The organism is Sedimentibacter saalensis, assembly GCF_007830175.1.
In the GTDB taxonomy this organism is placed as follows: Bacteria; Bacillota; Clostridia; order Tissierellales; family Sedimentibacteraceae; genus Sedimentibacter; species Sedimentibacter saalensis.
In genome coordinates, this window is record NZ_VLKH01000013.1 from 54128 (window position 1) to 70274 (window position 16147).

Here is a 16147-nt window from a genome sequence, read left to right on the forward strand (position 1 = left end):
CCTTTAGTCGGGTATATCGGAATTGTCAGCCATAACTGTCTTGCCGTACGCTTCAAAAGATTCAGCATATTTTTTATATCCAAAATTCAGGCCGAAATAAATGCCATATAAAATATTGATTTTCCATAAATTTTTTATGTCTATTCGCTTTATTATGTTCTTAACTGAATAAGCATCCTTCCATGCTAATTTGATTCCTTCTTCAAGTTCATTTACAGTCATATTTTTTGGTCTGTAAACAACATGCTCCACATCGTACATGGACCAGTCCGTTTCAATTATTCTTTGTTCTCTTTCAAGCTGCCTGTAGTAATCTGTTCCAGGAAATGGAGTAATAACGGAAAACCTTGGCAAATCTATTTTTGCTTCCAGGCACAAATTTACAGTTCTTAAAAATACGTCTATTTCATCATCGTCGCTTCCAAAGGCAAAGCATCCCATTACCATTATGCCGTGAGAGTGCAATTTATCCATGAGAAGCTGGTATTCATAAACTTTGTTGACGCCTTTTCTCATGCTTTTCTGGGTTTCCTGATTTACAGATTCAAATCCTATGAGGAGTCCCTTGCAGCCGCTTTTTTCAAACAGCTCAATGAGTTCATGGTCAGCTCCTATTGCTGAAGTTGTCAGACCGAACCACCACTTTTTAAGGGGTATCATTTCCCTGAAAAGTTCCTTTGCAAAAGAAGTGTCTGCTATTAAATTAACATCCGGAAAAACAACAATCCTGCCCTTGAGAGTTTTTATTTCATCTATGATATTTTGTACTGTCCTCTTGTAGAGCTTACTTCCAAAAGCCTTAGGATAGGCGCAGAATGTGCAGTTTAAGTTGCATCCACGTATTGCCTCTACAGTGTTGAGTGTAATGTACTTATCTTCTTTTAAAAGGTCTTTGCGGGGTAGAGGACGGTTTTCAACAGTGGTGTTTTCTCCTTGAAAATACAGTCTCTGCATGCAATCATCCCGGAAATCTTTTAATGCTCTCGGAAAATTGTTTTCTCCCAGTCCCACAACAACTGAATCAGCATGCTCCATTGCTTCATAGGGTTTAAGTGAAGGATGAACTCCCCCCAAAATTACCTTTATGCCTCTTTTTCTGAAATAATCGGCATACCTGTAGCACCTTGAAGCAGTTCCTGTAATGCAGGTAATTCCCACAATATCAGCATCAATATCAAGAGGGATTTTTTCAGCTGTTTCATCATATATTTTTACATCAGCACCCAGTTCTTCAGGAACAAGTGCTGCAAGTAGAGCCAGGGTTATGGGCGCATAGTGAAGATTTTTATGAAACATGCCGTTGTAGCGGTGCATTGCACCAGCTGGAGCTAACAGTGCTATTTTCATTTTATCCTTCCTTTGATTTTAGTTTATAAACGAAGAAGCTGCCATTAATATATATGATGCCAACACTATGCTCAGCAATATCTTGTTTTTTCCCAGATTTCCAAGCATAAGATTTCCATTTGAATGTTCTGTGGCTTTTATGTAACCGGGTATGACAAGCAGTGACGTTATGACTGCTACTATGCCCCCAACCACCTGAATCATTGCTATGAAACTTATGGGAAGAAACAGTGCCGTCAAAAGAGAAGGAACCGTGGCCCCCATGAAGGCAGTCTTTCTTTTCACTTTAATTTCAGTGCATATTATGTCAATCTGAGCCAGGGCTATGGACAAATATGAAGTGAACATTGCCAAAGCAACAAACAAAGCACACACTACATTTGTCATATTTCCTAAGGAGCTGCTAAGCCCTATGGTGGCAACCTGAGTTACAGTATCTGAAGCTTTTATTGCAGAAAATGTAAAAAAGAGAGTTATGGCTGCATTAATTGCAATCCCTGCTATTATTGCAGTCTTTAACTTGTTTTTATTTTCAATGTTGTTTGCAGCCTGAGGAATGGAAAACAATGCAGAAAATGAAAACATCACCAGACCATACAATGCAAGTGCTCCCCTATAGCTTCCAAATGTAAGTTCTATATTCCTTACAGGATGGTCTAATGACTTGACAGTCAAAAACATTACCACACCACCAATTATAATCATGGAATACTTTTCACTGACACCTATTATTTTTATTCCTGCAACAACTATTAAAGAACTGATGCCGTAAAATATTATTTTTGAAACGGACGGAGCTATACCAAAAGTTTCAGTAAAAACTTCAGCAGCAACCAAAATGTATATTGCAAGATTAAATAGAAGCACCACTGCAAGCACTGCAAAAAACAAAGACGAATACAAATTTTCATTTTTTCCCTTAAACAAGTGCTCTTTAAAAATTCCCATGAGCTGCGTAGAATTTTTAGAGTTCAAAACAAGATCTGCAACAAGCAGATGCATGAGTGCACTTGCAACAAATGCAGCAGCAACAGCTGTAATAATTCCAAACAGGCCTGTCCTTGAAGCAGCGTAGGGAATGGCAAGAATTCCGGTTCCAAGACCGCTTCCTGCAATGAGCATTGCTGCTTCCCACGCAGATATTTTTTTACTCTTCATAAGTTCTCCTAAACACAATGTTAACGTTATTTTACCCAATAAGAGTATGTTGAAACAAGCTTTATAAACATGAATTTCAAATTTCTATAACATAAAGGTAAATAATTTGTCGGAATTTGCGCATACTAAAATCCCGCAGGTATGCACCTGCGGGATTAAGTCAACTATATTGCTAATTGAATTATACTAATTCAATTATTGCCATTTCTGCTCCATCGCCTCTGCGTGGTCCCAATTTTAGAATTCTAGTGTATCCACCGTTTCTATCCTTGTATTTAGGAGCAACTTCTTCAAATAGCTTACTTACTGCATTTTTATCATATAAATAAGCTGCTGCTTGACGTCTTGCATGTAGATCTCCTCTTTTACCAAGAGTAATAGTTCTTTCTGCAACTCTTCTTAATTCTTTGGCTCTAGTTACTGTTGTAACCATTCTGCCATTGTTAATTAAGTCAGCAGTCATGTTTCTTAACATTGCTACTCTGTGGTCAGACTTGATACCAAGCTTTCTGTGACTACCCATGCTTAGTCCTCCTTTTACTGCTAATTATCATTTTTCCTTAAAGATAAACCCAACTCTTCAAGTTTCTTCGCTACTTCATCCAAAGATTTCTTTCCGAGGTTTCTAACTTTCATCATGTCATCTTCTGACTTGTATGTAAGTTCCTCTACAGTATTGATTCCTGCTCTCTTCAGACAGTTGTAGGATCTTACTGATAAATCAAGTTCCTCTATTGTCATTTCCAAAACTTTTTCTTTTTCATCTTCTTCTTTTTCAATCATTATTTCAACATCGTTAATATGTTCTGTCAATGATATGAACAAGTTGAGATGTTCGTTCAATATTTTTGCTCCTAAAGAAACTGCTTCTTCAGGTTCAATTGTTCCGTTAGTCCAAATCTCGATTGTCAATTTGTCAAAATCTGTTCTGTTTCCAACTCTGGTGTCTTCCACTGAGAAGTTTACTTTTTTAACAGGAGTGTAGATTGAATCAATTGGGATAACGCCGATTGACTGGCTATCCTTCTTGTTTCTTTCAGCTATTACATATCCTCTTCCTTGTTCCATTTCCATCTCAATAATGAGTTCGGAACCTTCTTCAAGAGTTGCAATATGCAAATCTTCGTTGATTATATCAACGTCGCCTCCTGTTATAATATCTGCTGCTGTAACCTCTTTAGGGCCCTTTGCGTCTATTAAAAGCTGCACAGGTCCGGGCACGTTCATTTTCGCAGCCAGATTCTTAATATTAAGAATTATCTCTGTTACATCTTCTCTTACTCCAGGTATTGTAGAAAATTCATGCAATACACCTTGGATGTTGATAGATGTAACAGCAGCTCCTGGTAACGATGAAAGTAGTATTCTTCTGAGTGAATTTCCAAGTGTTGTTCCGTAACCTCTTTCAAGTGGTTCAACAACTATCTTCCCATATGAGTTATCATCATTCTTTTCAATTAACGTAATATTAGGTTTTTCTATTTCTATCATCCCAACCCTCCTTAGATGTGATGTATGTCGAGGGTAATAATTCTTAATTCTTACTACTTAGAGTACAACTCGACAATCAGATGCTCTTCTATTGGTATTTCAATATCTTCTTTCGCAGGTTCAGCTATTATTCTGCCTGTGAAGTTTTCAGGTTCAACTTGCAGCCATTGTGGTGCAGTCTTCTTGTGATTTTCAACTAAAGCTTTGAACTTATCAGAGCTTTGGCTCTTTTCCTTAACCTTTATTACATCGCCAACTGAAAGAGTCATTGATGGAATATCAGCCTTCTTACCGTTTACTGTAAAATGACCGTGAACTACCAATTGTCTTGCTTCTGGTCTTGAACTTGCAAAGCCTAATCTGTATATTACATTGTCAAATCTAAGCTCCATCAATTTCAATAAGTTATCACCAGTTTTTCCAGACATTTTATCTGCAACTTTAAAAGCTTCAGCAAATTGTCCTTCCAAAACTCCGTAATACTTTCTAACTTTTTGTTTTTCTCTCAACTGAATACCGTAGTTAGTCAGTTTCTTGTTGTTTTGACCGTGCTGTCCAGGAGCATAGTTTCTTCTTCCTATAGAACACTTGTCAGTGTAACATCTGTCACCTTTTAAATATAACTTTAATCCTTCTCTTCTGCATATTCTGCAAACAGGTCCAGTATATCTTGCCATCTTTTCACCTCGTTTCTAATTATACTCTTCTACGTTTTGGTGGTCTGCAACCATTATGTGGTATTGGAGTAACGTCTTTTATTAAATTAACTTCCAGTCCAGCTGCCTGCAAAGATCTTATTGCTGCTTCTCTGCCTGAGCCCGGTCCTTTAACGTACACTTCTACTGTCTTCAAACCATGTTCCATAGCTCTTTTTGCTGCTTCTTCTGCAACCATGCTAGCTGCATATGGAGTAGATTTTCTTGAACCCTTGAATCCCAATTGTCCTGAACTAGCCCAAGAAAGTGCGTTTCCCTGCAAGTCAGTAAGAGTTACAAGTGTATTGTTAAAAGTTGACTTAATATGTGCCTGGCCTTTTTCAATATTTTTACGTTCTCTTTTTCTTACTCTTGTTTTTTGTTGTTTTTTAGCTGCCACTTAAGTCCCTCCTTTTATTTTTTAGATTTTTTCCCTGAAACTCTCTTAGGACCTTTTCTAGTTCTAGCATTGTTCTTAGTGTTTTGTCCTCTGACAGGCAATCCTTTTTTATGTCTTAAGCCTCTGTAGCAGTTGATTTCTTTTAATCTCTTAATATTCAACGCTATTTCTCTTCTCAAGTCACCTTCAACAGGATGCTTATCTATTTCAGTTCTTAACTGTTGTATTTCATCTTCAGTCAGGTCTTTAACTCTTGTGTCAGGGTTAATACCTGTGTCTTTTAATATCTGGTTTGAAGTCTTTCTGCCTATACCATAGATATATGTCAGACCGATTTCAACTCTTTTTTCTCTTGGTAAATCCACACCAGCGATTCTGGCCATTAAGCTTACACCTCCTACCTCAGTAGCACTTAATCTTCTATTTTATATCTGTCTAGCCTTGTTTTTGTTTGTGCTTTGGATTTTCGCAAATTACCATAACTTTGCCTTTACGTCTGATAATCTTGCATTTCTCGCACATTGGTTTTACTGATGGTCTTACTTTCATTGTAATACCTCCTTACTTTTTCCTCCAGGTTATTCTTCCTCTTGTCAAATCATATGGTGATAATTCAACAGCTACAGTATCTCCCGGAAGAATCCTGATATAGTTCATCCTCAGTTTTCCAGAAATATGCGCTAAAATCTGGTGTCCGTTCTGAAGCTCAACTATGAACATTGCATTAGGAAGTGCTTCCAGGACTTTTCCTTCGACTTCTATAACATCTTTCTTGGACATTGATCACTCAACCTCCATTTCTACAGATACATTTTTTGTGAATGGCTCTAAGAGCTTTCTCACATATGCATCATCGAGATTTTCGTTACATTGTAACTTGAATGCAAATTCTGTCAATACTGTATTATAAATCATTAAATGTTTAATTTTTTTCTTCTTAGGAGAATCTAGCTTTCTGAGATCTCCGTCACATACCAACACATTTTGTTCATCCGCAACGCTGCATACAATAAATATTCTTCCTTTATCTCTGCCTGCCTTGGATTTCACTATTTGACCAATTTTTATATCTGTTGTAAATTCCAATAAATCACCCCTATAATACGGTTAACAGCTCTGGTTCGCCGTCTGTAATAGCAACAGTATGTTCATAGTGAGCTGACGGTTTGCCGTCTGTGGTCACCACAGTCCAGTTGTTGTCAAGGACTTTCACGTTGTATGTTCCTGCGTTTATCATAGGCTCTATAGCAAGGACCATTCCAACTTGCAGCCGCGGCCCTTTACCAGGTCTTCCGAAGTTAGGTATTTGCGGTGATTCATGCATATCCTTCCCAACTCCGTGCCCAACGTAATCTCTTACAACCGAGAACCCTTGACTTTCTGCATACTGCTGTACTGCATGCGATATGTCTGAGAGTCTGTAAGACGTCTTTGCATACTTTATTCCTTCATAGAAGCTTTGTCGAGTAGCTTCGACTAAACGTCTCTTCTCGTCGTCAACTTCTCCCACGAGGAATGTTTTTGCGCTGTCTCCCACATATCCTTCAAAAGTAGCACCTATATCAATGCTGACAATATCGCCTTCAATAAGTTTTCTGCTGCTGGGGAATCCATGAACAACTTCTTCATTTACTGAAGCGCATATTGAATATGGAAATCCTCCGTAACCTTTGAATGTAGGTATCGCATTTTGAGATCTTAAGAAATCTTCAACCATCTGATCAATTTCTTTAGTAGTAACTCCGGGTTTAATGTACTTTCTCACAAGTTCATGAGACTGTGCCACCAAACGTCCGGCTTTTCTCATAATTTCTATTTCTCTTCTTGTTTTGAGGATAATCATACTATTTATTCCTCAATTTTGCAACAATGTTTTTGCCAACCTCAGCTATAGGTTTTTCTCCGTCTATGTTAACTATTATACCTTTATTGGTGTAATACTCTATAAGCGGTTCAGTCTGCTCCTGGTAAACATTAATTCTTTTGGTAACAGTCTCTTCAGTATCATCCTTGCGCTGAAGAAGTTCGCCTTTACAATTGTCACAAACACCTTCCACTGCTGGTCTGTTGAAAGTCATATGGTATGTCTGACCGCAGTCTTTACACACTCTTCTTCCAACAGCTCTTTCAATGAGAAGTTCTTTTCTTACTTCTATATTAACTACATAATCAAGACTCTGATTCATGTCCTTTAAAGCTTCTTCTAAAGCATCTGCCTGGAAAATTGTTCTTGGAAATCCGTCTAACAGAAATCCATTTTTGCAATCTTCATCAAGCAATCTGTCCTTGACAAGTTCCACTGTCAGTTCATCCGGAACAAGTAAACCCTGATCCATATATTCTTTAGCTTTTTTGCCCAGAACAGTTCCTTCTTTAATATTTTTTCTGAATATATCACCTGTGGATATATGTGGTATTGAAAATTCCTTTACTATGGTGTCTGCCTGAGTTCCTTTTCCGGCTCCGGGAGGCCCCAATAAAATTGCTCTCATTTTCCTTACCTCTCTTTACTTCAAAAATCCTTTGTAGTGTCTCATCAACATCTGTGCTTCAACTTGCTTCATTGTTTCAAGAGCTACACCGGTTACAATCAACAGTGACGTTCCGCCAAAGTTAATGTTTAAATCTGTAAATGAAAATATTAAAGTTGGTATTGTCGCTATTATTGCAAGTGATATTGCACCTGCTATTGTTATTCTGTTTAAAACTTTGTTTAAATACTCTGCAGTTGGTCTGCCTGGTCTGATTCCAGGTATAAATCCTCCATTTTCTTTAAGGGTATTTGAATATTCAAATGGATTGAACTGTACCGCTGTATAGAAATATGTGAAGAATATTATCAATAATATATTTAAGATTGTATAAACATATATTCCTGGACTTTGAGCTGTTGAGAAATACTTTTGTACTCCCTCTGCCATGCTTGGGAAGAAGAATGCCAATGTCTGTGGTATTGCTAAGAGTGTTGAAGCAAATATTACCGGCATAACTCCTGCCATTAACACTTTCATAGGAATGTGTGTGCTTTGTCCGCCATACATCTTTCTTCCTACAACTCTTTTTGCATACTGAACCGGTATCTTTCTTTCACCTTGCTGGATAGCTATTACTCCAACAACTATGAAGAAAGCAAATATCAGGAATATTAAGATCTCTATTATATTTACCGCTCCGTTTTGAACCTGGAAAATCATTGTTCCAAAGTCTCTAGGATAGCGGGATACTATACCAATCATTATTATCAGTGATATACCGTTGCCAATACCTTTGTCTGTAATTAACTCTCCCAGCCACATCAAGAATGCTGTTCCTGCTGTAAGTACTATTACTACTGAAACTATTGATAAGAAGCTTTTGTCAATGATTGCTGAATTAAAGAATCCAACGCTGTATGCTGTAGCTTGTATCAATGCCAATATAACAGTTACATATCTGGTCCATTGAGCCATTTTTTTCTTTCCGTCTTCTGCTTTGAAAAATTGTTCAATTGATGGAATTGCAATTGCCAGCAACTGAAGAATTATAGAAGACGTAATGTATGGATAAATATTTAATGCAAATATTGTAAAATCTTTGAAAGCACCGCCGGACATCATATCAAAGAAATCCAGCAGACCTCCTGCTGTGCCTGAAAACATGTTTTGAACAACTGCTTTATCTATTCCTGGAACAGGTATTACAGCGCCTAATCTGTACACTACTAACATTAAAAAAGTAAAAATCATTCTTTTTCTTAAATCAGGTATTTTCCATGCATTTTTTAAAGTTTCAAACAACTTAAATCACCTCAGCTTTTCCGCCGGCAGCTTCGATTTTTTCTACCGCTGATTTGCTGAATTTATGAGCTTTAACTGTAAGCTTCTTAGCAAGTTCACCGTTTCCCAGTATCTTAATACCATCAAGTTGTTTTTTAACAATACCCTCTGACTTAAGAACTTCTGGAGTAACCTCTGCTCCATCTTCGAATTGGTTTAACACTTCAACATTTATCTCAGCAAACACTGTTCCAAAGACATTAGTAAATCCTCTCTTTGGCAGTCTCCTGTAAAGAGGCATCTGTCCGCCTTCAAATCCTGGTCTTACTCCGCCGCCAGAACGTGATTTTTGTCCATTCATACCTCTGCCGGCTGTCTTACCCTGTCCTGTAGCTGTACCTCTTCCTAATCTTTTTCTGTTTTTTGAACTACCAGGACTAGGTTTTAATTCATGAAGTTTCATCTTTAACACCTCCTTATAGTCTTATTCAATAACCTCTACCATAAAGTCGACTTTTTTAATCATTCCTCTGATTTGAGGAGTATCTTCTTTTTCAACTATCTGGCCTATTTTTCTCAAACCTAAAGCTTTAATGTTTTTAACCTGGTTAGGTGTTCTACCGATCTTGCTTTTTGTTTGTTTAATTTTTATCGTTGCCATAATTTCACCTCTTAACCTAATATTTCTTCTACAGATTTACCTCTGATTTTTGCTACATCTTCAGGCTTCTTAAGAAGTTTTAAGGCTTCAATTGTTGCATTTACTACGTTTCTTGGGTTGCTTGATCCCAAAGACTTTGTTCTTATATCTCTTATTCCTGCAAGTTCTAATACTGCACGAACAGGACCGCCGGCTATGATTCCAGTACCTTCTTTGGCTGGTTTAACAAGAACTCTGCCTGCGCCATATCTGCCAATTATTTCATGTGGCACTGTTGTATCTTTCAGTGGCACTTCGATCATGTTCTTTTTAGCATCCTGGATTGCTTTTCTAATAGCATCTGGAATTTCAACAGCTTTTGCCATTCCTATTCCAACATGACCATTTTCATCACCAACAACAACCAATACGCTGAATCTAAAGTTTCTACCACCTTTAACAACTTTAGTTACACGGTTGATGCTGATAACTTTTTCTTTCACATCCAGTTGGCTTGCATCTATACGTCCACGCTGCTCCATGACTAACCTCCTTATTAAAATTCAAGTCCGCTTTCTCTTGCTCCGTCAGCAAGTACTTTAACTCTGCCATGATATAAATAGCCGCCTCTGTCGAAAACTACTGTATTTATACCTTTATTCTTCGCTCTTTCTCCTACTGTTTTGCCAACTAATTTTGCTGCATCAGTCTTAGTAAGCTCAGCTACCTGGTCTCTCAATTCTTTATCTTGTGTAGATGCAGATGCAAGAGTTGTTCCAGTAGCATCATCAATTACTTGAGCGTATATGTGCTTAGAGCTTTTAAATATATTCAATCTTGGTCTCTCAGGAGTTCCTACGACTTTATTTCTTATACTATAGTGTCTTTCTTTTCTCTTTTGATTTTTATCAATTTTTTTAAGCACTAATACTCACTCCTTTCTTAATTATTTACCAGTTTTACCAGCTTTACGTCTAACAACTTCATTAGTGTACTTAATACCCTTTCCTTTGTAAGGCTCAGGTCTTCTCCAGTCTCTAATAACTGCCGCGTAATTACCTACTTGCTGTTTATCTATACCTTTTACTATTATCTTGTTAGTTCCTTCTACAGCTGTTTCAATTCCTTGTGGATCTTCCATTTCAACAGGATGTGAGAAACCTAAGTTCAATACCAATTTGTTTCCTTGCTTTTGTGCTCTATATCCAACACCTACGATTTCAAGTGTCTTATCGAAACCTGCAGTAACACCAACTACCATGTTGCTGATGAGAGTTCTTGTCAATCCGTGAAGAGATCTGTTTGTTTTTTCATCATTAGGTCTTGAAACTGTCAGTTCATTTCCTTCGATTTCTATTTTCATGGATTTAGCCAGCTGTTGTTCAAGCTGTCCCTTTGGTCCCTTAACAACTGCATAATTGTTTTTGTCGATTTTAACTTCAACATTTGCAGGTATAGTTACAGGTTTAATACCTATTCTTGACATCTTAGCACCTCCTATTCGTTTATTATTACCATACGTAGCAGATTACTTCTCCGCCAACTCCCTGTGTTCTTGCTTTTTTGTCTGTTATAATGCCTTGTGAAGTAGAAAGTATAGCTATTCCTAAGCCACCCAATACCTTTGGAGTTTCATCTTTTCCTACGTAAACTCTTAGTCCCGGTTTAGATATTCTCTTAATGCCAGTTATAACTCTTTCCTTGTTCTGCTGGTATTTAAGTTCAACTCTTATAATACCTTGCTTACCATCATCTATAACATCAAAACCCTTAATATAACCTTCTTCCAAAAGAATTGTTGCTAATTCTTTCTTTATCTTTGAAGACGGTACATCAACAAATTCGTGCTTTGCTTTATTGCCATTTCTTATTCTCGTTAACATATCTGCGATAGGATCTGTCATTACCATGTAAGTAACCTCCTTCCATTTTATAAATTTTACCAGCTAGCTTTTTTAACGCCAGGTATCTGACCTTTATAAGCCAGTTCTCTAAAGCATATACGGCATATACCGAATTTCCTTAAATAAGCATGAGGTCTTCCACAAATCTTGCATCTTGTATATTCTCTTGTAGAGAATTTCTGTTTTCTCTGTTGTTTAACTTTTAGAGATGTTTTTGCCATAATTTCGCTCCCTCCCTTACTTACTAAAAGGCATTCCCATTAATTTCAAAAGCTCACGTGCTTCCTCATCTGTATTAGCTGTGGTTGTTATGATTATGTCCATACCTCTTATTTTATCGATTTTATCGTAATTGATTTCTGGAAATATCAATTGTTCTTTAATTCCTAAAGCGTAGTTTCCTCTTCCGTCAAAAGCTGTTTTTGAAACGCCTCTGAAGTCTCTAACTCTAGGTAAAGCCACATTTACAAGTTTGTCAAGGAATTCATACATGTGATTTCCTCTCAAAGTAACCTTGCAACCAACTGCCATGCCTTCTCTTACTTTAAAGTTAGAAATTGATTTTCTAGCTTTAGTAACTACAGGTTTTTGACCTGCTATGATAGTCATTTCTTCTACGGCGTTTTCTAAGAATTTTTGGTTTTCTTTAGCTTCGCCAACGCCCATATTAATTATTATTTTTTCTATCTTTGGTGCCTGCATAATGCTTTTATACTGAAATTTTTCCATCAGCGCCGGCACTACTTGTTCGTTATATGTCGTTTTTAATCTAGCCATATAATTCGTACCTCCCTTCGAGCATTATATTAAATCAATGTACCGCATTTTTTACATGCTCTAACTTTTTTTCCGTTTTCTATTTTAGTTTCAGTTCTTACGCCTGATTTGCATTTATCGCAATATAGCATAACATTGGAAACATTAATAGTGCCTTCCTGGTGCAAAATGCCTGCTTGCTGCATTTGATTAGTCTGCTTTTGATGCTTTGTAATCATTTTTACACCTTCAACGATGACTCTATTCTGTTTTGGCATGCTTGTAAGAACTTTGCCGATCTTACCTTTATCGCTGCCTGCTATAACTACTACTTTATCGCCTTTTTTTACGTGCATCTTTATACACCTCCCATTAAAGTACTTCCGGTGCTAGTGAGATTATCTTCATGAATTTTCCATCTCTTAATTCTCTTGTTATAGGTCCAAATATACGTGTTCCAACTGGTGTTTTATCATCTTTGATTATAACAGCTGCATTCTCATCGAATTTTATATATGTGCCATCTTTTCTTCTTACGCCAGTCTTAGTTCTCACTATAACCGCTTTAACAACATCACCCTTCTTAACAACTCCTCCAGGTGTTGCAGATTTAACCGCACATACAATTATATCGCCAATGTTACCATATTTTCTAACGGAACCGCCCATTACTCTTATTACAAGAACTTCTTTTGCTCCAGAATTGTCTGCGACTCTTAACCTCGACTCAGTTTGTATCATGTCTTCTACCTCCCTTCAATTGTCTTAGGGTTTATTTAGCTTTCTCTAATATTTCGATGACTCTCCAACATTTTTCTTTTGATAATGGTCTTGTTTCCATTATTTTAACAGTGTCACCTATTTTGCACATATTCTCTTCATCATGTGCCTTGTATTTCTTAGTCATTTTTATTTGTTTCTTATAAAGAGGATGTGCTACAAGTTTCTCAGTAGCAACTACTATTGTTTTATCCATTTTATCACTGACTACTTTTCCAATTCTTACTTTTCTGTTGCCTCTTTCCAAAGTAAATATCCTCCTTTCTTATTGAGCGTTAATATTCAATTCACGTTCTCTGAGAACTGTCTTAACACGTGCAATATCTTTCTTGACCTTATTTATTCTCATCGGATTGTCAAGCTCTCCGGTTGCAAGTTGAAATCTTAAATTGAAAAGTTCTGTTTTTAAATCAACTACAGACTTATTCAATTCATCAACTGATTTATTTCTTAGTTCATTAGCTTTCATTTGCTTCACCATCCTTTTCTGCTGCCTGATCCTTGGTAACAAATTTGCATTTGATAGGCAATTTATGCATGGCAAGTCTCATTGCTTCTCTGGCTACTTCTTCTGAAACTCCTGACATTTCGAACATTACTCTGCCAGGTTTTACAACTGCCACCCAGTACTCAGGTGATCCCTTACCTTTACCCATACGAGTCTCAGCAGGTTTTTTTGTAACTGGTTTATCTGGGAATATTTTAATCCAAATTTGACCGCCTCTCTTAACTGATCTAGTCATAGCTCTTCTGGCAGCTTCTATCTGGTTTGATGTTATCCAAGCGGGTTCAAGTGCTTGAAGCCCATATTCGCCGTAAGTAACCTTGTTGCCTCTTGTAGCAACTCCAGTCATTCTACCTCTTTGTTGCTTACGGTGTTTTACTCTTTTAGGCATTAACATAATAATTTCCTCCTTCCTTCAGGACTTATTACTTTTTATCTCTTTTATTAAAGTTATTGTTTGGTCTTCTTTTTTTCTTGTTGTCTCTGTTGTCTGAAAGTGCTTTTGTTGGTTCCTGATTGTCTGACAATAATGAACCTTTCTTTCTCAGAACTTCACCTCTGCATATCCATACTTTAACGCCGATTTTACCGAATGTAGTGTTTGCTTCTGCAAAACCATAGCTAATGTCAGCTCTTAAAGTTTGAAGAGGAATTTTACCCTCTGAATATCCTTCAGTTCTAGCCATATCTGCTCCGTTTAATCTTCCAGATACACTAGTCTTAATTCCCTTAGCACCCAATTTCATTGTTCTTTGCATTGATTGTTTCATTGCTCTTCTGAAAGATATACGCTTTTCGATCTGGCTAGCGATATTTTCAGCAACTAATTGTGCGTTTAATTCAGGAACCTTTATTTCTTCTACATTGATTATAACAGTCTTTCCAGATATTGCTTCGATGGCATTTTTTAAACTGTCAACGCCAGTACCGCCCTTACCGATTATCATACCTGGTTTTGCTGTGAATACACTTACTTTTACTCTGCTGGCAAATCTTTCGATTTCTACCTTAGCAATACCTGCCTGATTCAAGTTTTTATTTATATACTCACGAATTTTGTAGTCTTCGTTTAAGTTGATTCCAAAATTCTTCTTGTCAGCATACCATTTAGAGTCCCAATCATTGATTATACCAACTCTAAGTCCATGAGGATTTACCTTTTGACCCATTTTTTACCTCCTTTACTGATGTTATTCTCTTTCTTTTACTACAGCACCGATGTGACTGCTTCTCTTTAATATTTTATATGCTGAACCCTTTGCTCTTGGTCTCCATCTCTTAAGAGTTGGTCCTTGATTAGCATAGACTTCAGAAACAAATAATTTGTCTCTATTCATATCAAAGTTGTTTTCTGCATTTGCTGTAGCTGATTTAACTACTTTTTCTAAAATTTTAGCACCTTTGCTTGGGTAAAATTTCAAAATTGCCAATGCTTCGTCAACTTGTTTGCCTCTTACCATATCACACACGAATCTCATTTTTCTAGGTGATACTCTTATATATTTAGCAACTGCTCTAGCTTCCATTTAAGCTTACCTCCCTTCCTATCTAACTTTTGAAGATTTATCAGTCTTATCATGTCCACGATAAGTTCTTGTTGGAGCAAATTCGCCGAGTTTGTGTCCAACCATATCTTCAGTTATATATACAGGAACGTGCTTTCTGCCATCATGTATAGCTAATGTATGGCCTACCATTTCGGGGAATATTGTCGATCTTCTAGACCAAGTTTTTAATACTTTCTTATTGTTGGCTTCATTCATATCCACAATCTTCTTCATAAGACTTGGTTCGCAATAAGGCCCTTTCTTTAATGATCTACCCATTCACTATTTCCTCCTTTCACAAAACAATCGCCTATTTTGCGTTTCTTCTCTTAACAATCATCTTGTCAGATTTATTCTTTTTCTTACGAGTTTTGTAACCAAGGGCTGGTTTACCCCAAGGAGTAACTGGTCCTGGTCTACCTATAGGAGCTCTACCTTCTCCACCGCCGTGTGGGTGGTCGTTAGGGTTCATTACGGAACCTCTTACTGTAGGTCTGATTCCCATATGTCTCTTTCTTCCAGCTTTACCTATTGATATATTTTCATGATCTAAATTTCCAACTTGGCCGATTGTAGCTCTGCAGTCCAGGCTTACCATTCTCATTTCACTGCTTGGTAATCTAAGTGTAGCATATTTGCCTTCCTTAGCCATAAGCTGAGCTGAGTTTCCAGCTGAACGAACAAGCTGAGCACCTTTGCCAGGTTTAAGTTCTATATTATGAATTAATGTACCTACAGGAATGTTTCTTATAGGAAGTGCATTACCGATTTTGATATCGGCATCCGGTCCTGAAACAATTGTGTCACCAACATTCAATTTATATGGAGCAATGATGTATCTTTTTTCTCCGTCTACATAATTGATTAAAGCGATATTAGCGCTTCTGTTTGGATCATATTCGATTGTTGCAACTTTTCCCGGAACTCCGTCTTTAGTTCTTTTAAAATCAATGATTCTATATTTTCTCTTTTCTCCGCCGCCCTGATGACGAACAGTTATTCTACCGTAAGAGTTTCTGCCCGCTTTGCTTTTCAATGGAGCTAAAAGAGACTTCTCTGGTTCATTAGTAGTAATTTCTTCAAATGTTGAAACAGTCATTTGTCTCAACGCCGGAGAGGTTGGTCTGTATTTTCTAATACCCATGAGATTTTCCTCCTTTTTTCAATTT

General features: G+C 37.1%; 30 protein-coding genes. All 30 read right to left on the reverse strand.

Translation table 11 applies throughout. The features are described 5' to 3' along the window. Nucleotides 1-3: 3 nt before the first annotated feature. The 30 genes from LY60_RS16425 to rplB all read right to left on the reverse strand — a co-directional run bounded on the left by LY60_RS16425 (nt 4) and on the right by rplB (nt 16122). Nucleotides 4-1347 (reverse strand): B12-binding domain-containing radical SAM protein, encoded by a 1344-nt coding sequence (locus tag LY60_RS16425; RefSeq protein ID WP_145086454.1) that lies wholly within the window; start codon nt 1345-1347, stop codon nt 4-6. 18 nt (nt 1348-1365) lie between these two features. Then, complete coding sequence (locus LY60_RS16430; protein ID WP_145086457.1) at nt 1366-2505, reverse strand: aromatic amino acid transport family protein; 1140 nt, start codon at nt 2503-2505, stop codon at nt 1366-1368. A gap of 181 nt (nt 2506-2686) precedes the next feature. Continuing rightward, nucleotides 2687-3028, reverse strand: coding sequence for a 50S ribosomal protein L17 (gene rplQ / locus LY60_RS16435; RefSeq protein WP_019229572.1), 342 nt, complete (start codon nt 3026-3028; stop codon nt 2687-2689). Between the two features lie 20 nt (nt 3029-3048). Then, nucleotides 3049-3996 (reverse strand): DNA-directed RNA polymerase subunit alpha, encoded by a 948-nt coding sequence (locus LY60_RS16440; RefSeq protein WP_019229573.1) that lies wholly within the window; start codon nt 3994-3996, stop codon nt 3049-3051. A 53-nt stretch (nt 3997-4049) separates the two neighbouring features. Then, on the reverse strand, nt 4050-4673 hold the full coding sequence (gene rpsD / locus LY60_RS16445) for a 30S ribosomal protein S4 (RefSeq protein WP_019229574.1): 624 nt from the start codon (nt 4671-4673) through the stop codon (nt 4050-4052). A gap of 19 nt (nt 4674-4692) precedes the next feature. Beyond that, complete coding sequence (gene rpsK / locus LY60_RS16450; RefSeq protein WP_019229575.1) at nt 4693-5091, reverse strand: 30S ribosomal protein S11; 399 nt, start codon at nt 5089-5091, stop codon at nt 4693-4695. A gap of 14 nt (nt 5092-5105) precedes the next feature. Continuing rightward, nucleotides 5106-5474: a 30S ribosomal protein S13 gene (gene rpsM, locus LY60_RS16455; RefSeq protein ID WP_145086461.1), complete on the reverse strand. Its 369-nt coding sequence runs from the start codon at nt 5472-5474 to the stop codon at nt 5106-5108. Between the two features lie 52 nt (nt 5475-5526). Then, complete coding sequence (rpmJ, locus tag LY60_RS16460) at nt 5527-5640, reverse strand: 50S ribosomal protein L36 (RefSeq protein WP_019229577.1); 114 nt, start codon at nt 5638-5640, stop codon at nt 5527-5529. Nucleotides 5641-5652: 12 nt separating this feature from the next. Continuing rightward, nucleotides 5653-5871 carry a translation initiation factor IF-1 gene (infA, locus tag LY60_RS16465; RefSeq protein ID WP_019229578.1) on the reverse strand — a complete coding sequence of 73 codons (219 nt, stop codon included), beginning with the start codon at nt 5869-5871 and terminating at the stop codon, nt 5653-5655. A gap of 3 nt (nt 5872-5874) precedes the next feature. Further along, entirely contained in the window at nt 5875-6177 is a 303-nt protein-coding gene (locus LY60_RS16470; protein WP_145086463.1) for a KOW domain-containing RNA-binding protein, read from the reverse strand. A 10-nt stretch (nt 6178-6187) separates the two neighbouring features. Further along, nucleotides 6188-6934: a type I methionyl aminopeptidase gene (gene map, locus LY60_RS16475; protein WP_145086465.1), complete on the reverse strand. Its 747-nt coding sequence runs from the start codon at nt 6932-6934 to the stop codon at nt 6188-6190. A 1-nt stretch (nt 6935) separates the two neighbouring features. Continuing rightward, on the reverse strand, nt 6936-7583 hold the full coding sequence (locus LY60_RS16480) for an adenylate kinase (RefSeq protein WP_145086468.1): 648 nt from the start codon (nt 7581-7583) through the stop codon (nt 6936-6938). Nucleotides 7584-7598: 15 nt separating this feature from the next. Continuing rightward, nucleotides 7599-8867 (reverse strand): preprotein translocase subunit SecY, encoded by a 1269-nt coding sequence (secY, locus tag LY60_RS16485; RefSeq protein ID WP_145086471.1) that lies wholly within the window; start codon nt 8865-8867, stop codon nt 7599-7601. A 1-nt stretch (nt 8868) separates the two neighbouring features. Continuing rightward, on the reverse strand, nt 8869-9309 hold the full coding sequence (rplO, locus tag LY60_RS16490; RefSeq protein WP_019229583.1) for a 50S ribosomal protein L15: 441 nt from the start codon (nt 9307-9309) through the stop codon (nt 8869-8871). 21 nt (nt 9310-9330) lie between these two features. Further along, complete coding sequence (rpmD, locus tag LY60_RS16495) at nt 9331-9507, reverse strand: 50S ribosomal protein L30 (protein ID WP_019229584.1); 177 nt, start codon at nt 9505-9507, stop codon at nt 9331-9333. Nucleotides 9508-9518: 11 nt separating this feature from the next. Then, on the reverse strand, nt 9519-10028 hold the full coding sequence (gene rpsE, locus LY60_RS16500) for a 30S ribosomal protein S5 (protein WP_019229585.1): 510 nt from the start codon (nt 10026-10028) through the stop codon (nt 9519-9521). A 14-nt stretch (nt 10029-10042) separates the two neighbouring features. Further along, nucleotides 10043-10411 (reverse strand): 50S ribosomal protein L18, encoded by a 369-nt coding sequence (rplR, locus tag LY60_RS16505; protein ID WP_019229586.1) that lies wholly within the window; start codon nt 10409-10411, stop codon nt 10043-10045. Between the two features lie 21 nt (nt 10412-10432). Next, nucleotides 10433-10972, reverse strand: a complete 540-nt coding sequence (rplF, locus tag LY60_RS16510; protein ID WP_145086475.1) for a 50S ribosomal protein L6 — start codon at nt 10970-10972, stop codon at nt 10433-10435. A 25-nt stretch (nt 10973-10997) separates the two neighbouring features. Further along, nucleotides 10998-11396, reverse strand: coding sequence for a 30S ribosomal protein S8 (gene rpsH / locus LY60_RS16515; protein ID WP_145086478.1), 399 nt, complete (start codon nt 11394-11396; stop codon nt 10998-11000). 29 nt (nt 11397-11425) lie between these two features. After that, nucleotides 11426-11611, reverse strand: coding sequence for a type Z 30S ribosomal protein S14 (locus LY60_RS16520; RefSeq protein ID WP_019229589.1), 186 nt, complete (start codon nt 11609-11611; stop codon nt 11426-11428). Nucleotides 11612-11627: 16 nt separating this feature from the next. Beyond that, entirely contained in the window at nt 11628-12167 is a 540-nt protein-coding gene (gene rplE, locus LY60_RS16525; RefSeq protein WP_145086481.1) for a 50S ribosomal protein L5, read from the reverse strand. Nucleotides 12168-12196: 29 nt separating this feature from the next. After that, complete coding sequence (gene rplX / locus LY60_RS16530; protein WP_019229591.1) at nt 12197-12502, reverse strand: 50S ribosomal protein L24; 306 nt, start codon at nt 12500-12502, stop codon at nt 12197-12199. Between the two features lie 16 nt (nt 12503-12518). After that, nucleotides 12519-12887, reverse strand: a complete 369-nt coding sequence (rplN, locus tag LY60_RS16535) for a 50S ribosomal protein L14 (protein ID WP_019229592.1) — start codon at nt 12885-12887, stop codon at nt 12519-12521. A gap of 31 nt (nt 12888-12918) precedes the next feature. After that, the gene (gene rpsQ / locus LY60_RS16540) at nt 12919-13173 is read right to left on the reverse strand and encodes a 30S ribosomal protein S17 (RefSeq protein ID WP_019229593.1); all 255 of its coding nucleotides are present in this window, start codon (nt 13171-13173) and stop codon (nt 12919-12921) included. Between the two features lie 18 nt (nt 13174-13191). Continuing rightward, nucleotides 13192-13395, reverse strand: a complete 204-nt coding sequence (rpmC, locus tag LY60_RS16545; protein WP_019229594.1) for a 50S ribosomal protein L29 — start codon at nt 13393-13395, stop codon at nt 13192-13194. Then, entirely contained in the window at nt 13385-13828 is a 444-nt protein-coding gene (gene rplP, locus LY60_RS16550) for a 50S ribosomal protein L16 (RefSeq protein WP_145086484.1), read from the reverse strand. Before rplP ends, rpmC begins: the two co-directional genes overlap by 11 nt. A 28-nt stretch (nt 13829-13856) precedes the next feature. Next, a complete protein-coding gene (rpsC, locus tag LY60_RS16555; RefSeq protein ID WP_019229596.1) occupies nt 13857-14600 on the reverse strand; it encodes a 30S ribosomal protein S3 in 744 nt (247 codons plus the stop codon). 21 nt (nt 14601-14621) lie between these two features. Then, nucleotides 14622-14957 carry a 50S ribosomal protein L22 gene (gene rplV / locus LY60_RS16560; RefSeq protein WP_145086487.1) on the reverse strand — a complete coding sequence of 112 codons (336 nt, stop codon included), beginning with the start codon at nt 14955-14957 and terminating at the stop codon, nt 14622-14624. An 18-nt stretch (nt 14958-14975) separates the two neighbouring features. Then, the gene (gene rpsS / locus LY60_RS16565) at nt 14976-15257 is read right to left on the reverse strand and encodes a 30S ribosomal protein S19 (protein WP_019229598.1); all 282 of its coding nucleotides are present in this window, start codon (nt 15255-15257) and stop codon (nt 14976-14978) included. Between the two features lie 31 nt (nt 15258-15288). Then, entirely contained in the window at nt 15289-16122 is an 834-nt protein-coding gene (gene rplB, locus LY60_RS16570; protein WP_145086490.1) for a 50S ribosomal protein L2, read from the reverse strand. Nucleotides 16123-16147 lie beyond the last annotated feature (25 nt).

Coding starts and splice junctions, on each gene's coding strand:
- LY60_RS16425 (WP_145086454.1), bottom strand. CDS start 1,347: ATGAAAATAGCACTGTTAGCTCCAGCTGGTGCAATGCACCGCTACAAC.
- LY60_RS16430 (WP_145086457.1), bottom strand. CDS start 2,505: ATGAAGAGTAAAAAAATATCTGCGTGGGAAGCAGCAATGCTCATTGCA.
- rplQ (WP_019229572.1), bottom strand. CDS start 3,028: ATGGGTAGTCACAGAAAGCTTGGTATCAAGTCTGACCACAGAGTAGCA.
- LY60_RS16440 (WP_019229573.1), bottom strand. CDS start 3,996: ATGATAGAAATAGAAAAACCTAATATTACGTTAATTGAAAAGAATGAT.
- rpsD (WP_019229574.1), bottom strand. CDS start 4,673: ATGGCAAGATATACTGGACCTGTTTGCAGAATATGCAGAAGAGAAGGA.
- rpsM (WP_145086461.1), bottom strand. CDS start 5,474: ATGGCCAGAATCGCTGGTGTGGATTTACCAAGAGAAAAAAGAGTTGAA.
- rpmJ (WP_019229577.1), bottom strand. CDS start 5,640: ATGAAAGTAAGACCATCAGTAAAACCAATGTGCGAGAAATGCAAGATT.
- infA (WP_019229578.1), bottom strand. CDS start 5,871: ATGTCCAAGAAAGATGTTATAGAAGTCGAAGGAAAAGTCCTGGAAGCA.
- map (WP_145086465.1), bottom strand. CDS start 6,934: ATGATTATCCTCAAAACAAGAAGAGAAATAGAAATTATGAGAAAAGCC.
- LY60_RS16480 (WP_145086468.1), bottom strand. CDS start 7,583: ATGAGAGCAATTTTATTGGGGCCTCCCGGAGCCGGAAAAGGAACTCAG.
- rplO (WP_019229583.1), bottom strand. CDS start 9,309: ATGAAACTTCATGAATTAAAACCTAGTCCTGGTAGTTCAAAAAACAGA.
- rpmD (WP_019229584.1), bottom strand. CDS start 9,507: ATGGCAACGATAAAAATTAAACAAACAAAAAGCAAGATCGGTAGAACA.
- rpsE (WP_019229585.1), bottom strand. CDS start 10,028: ATGGAGCAGCGTGGACGTATAGATGCAAGCCAACTGGATGTGAAAGAA.
- rplF (WP_145086475.1), bottom strand. CDS start 10,972: ATGTCAAGAATAGGTATTAAACCTGTAACTATACCTGCAAATGTTGAA.
- rpsH (WP_145086478.1), bottom strand. CDS start 11,396: ATGGTAATGACAGATCCTATCGCAGATATGTTAACGAGAATAAGAAAT.
- LY60_RS16520 (WP_019229589.1), bottom strand. CDS start 11,611: ATGGCAAAAACATCTCTAAAAGTTAAACAACAGAGAAAACAGAAATTC.
- rplE (WP_145086481.1), bottom strand. CDS start 12,167: ATGGCTAGATTAAAAACGACATATAACGAACAAGTAGTGCCGGCGCTG.
- rplX (WP_019229591.1), bottom strand. CDS start 12,502: ATGCACGTAAAAAAAGGCGATAAAGTAGTAGTTATAGCAGGCAGCGAT.
- rplN (WP_019229592.1), bottom strand. CDS start 12,887: ATGATACAAACTGAGTCGAGGTTAAGAGTCGCAGACAATTCTGGAGCA.
- rpmC (WP_019229594.1), bottom strand. CDS start 13,395: ATGAAAGCTAATGAACTAAGAAATAAATCAGTTGATGAATTGAATAAG.
- rplP (WP_145086484.1), bottom strand. CDS start 13,828: ATGTTAATGCCTAAAAGAGTAAAACACCGTAAGCAACAAAGAGGTAGA.
- rpsC (WP_019229596.1), bottom strand. CDS start 14,600: ATGGGTCAAAAGGTAAATCCTCATGGACTTAGAGTTGGTATAATCAAT.
- rplV (WP_145086487.1), bottom strand. CDS start 14,957: ATGGAAGCTAGAGCAGTTGCTAAATATATAAGAGTATCACCTAGAAAA.
- rpsS (WP_019229598.1), bottom strand. CDS start 15,257: ATGGGTAGATCATTAAAGAAAGGGCCTTATTGCGAACCAAGTCTTATG.
- rplB (WP_145086490.1), bottom strand. CDS start 16,122: ATGGGTATTAGAAAATACAGACCAACCTCTCCGGCGTTGAGACAAATG.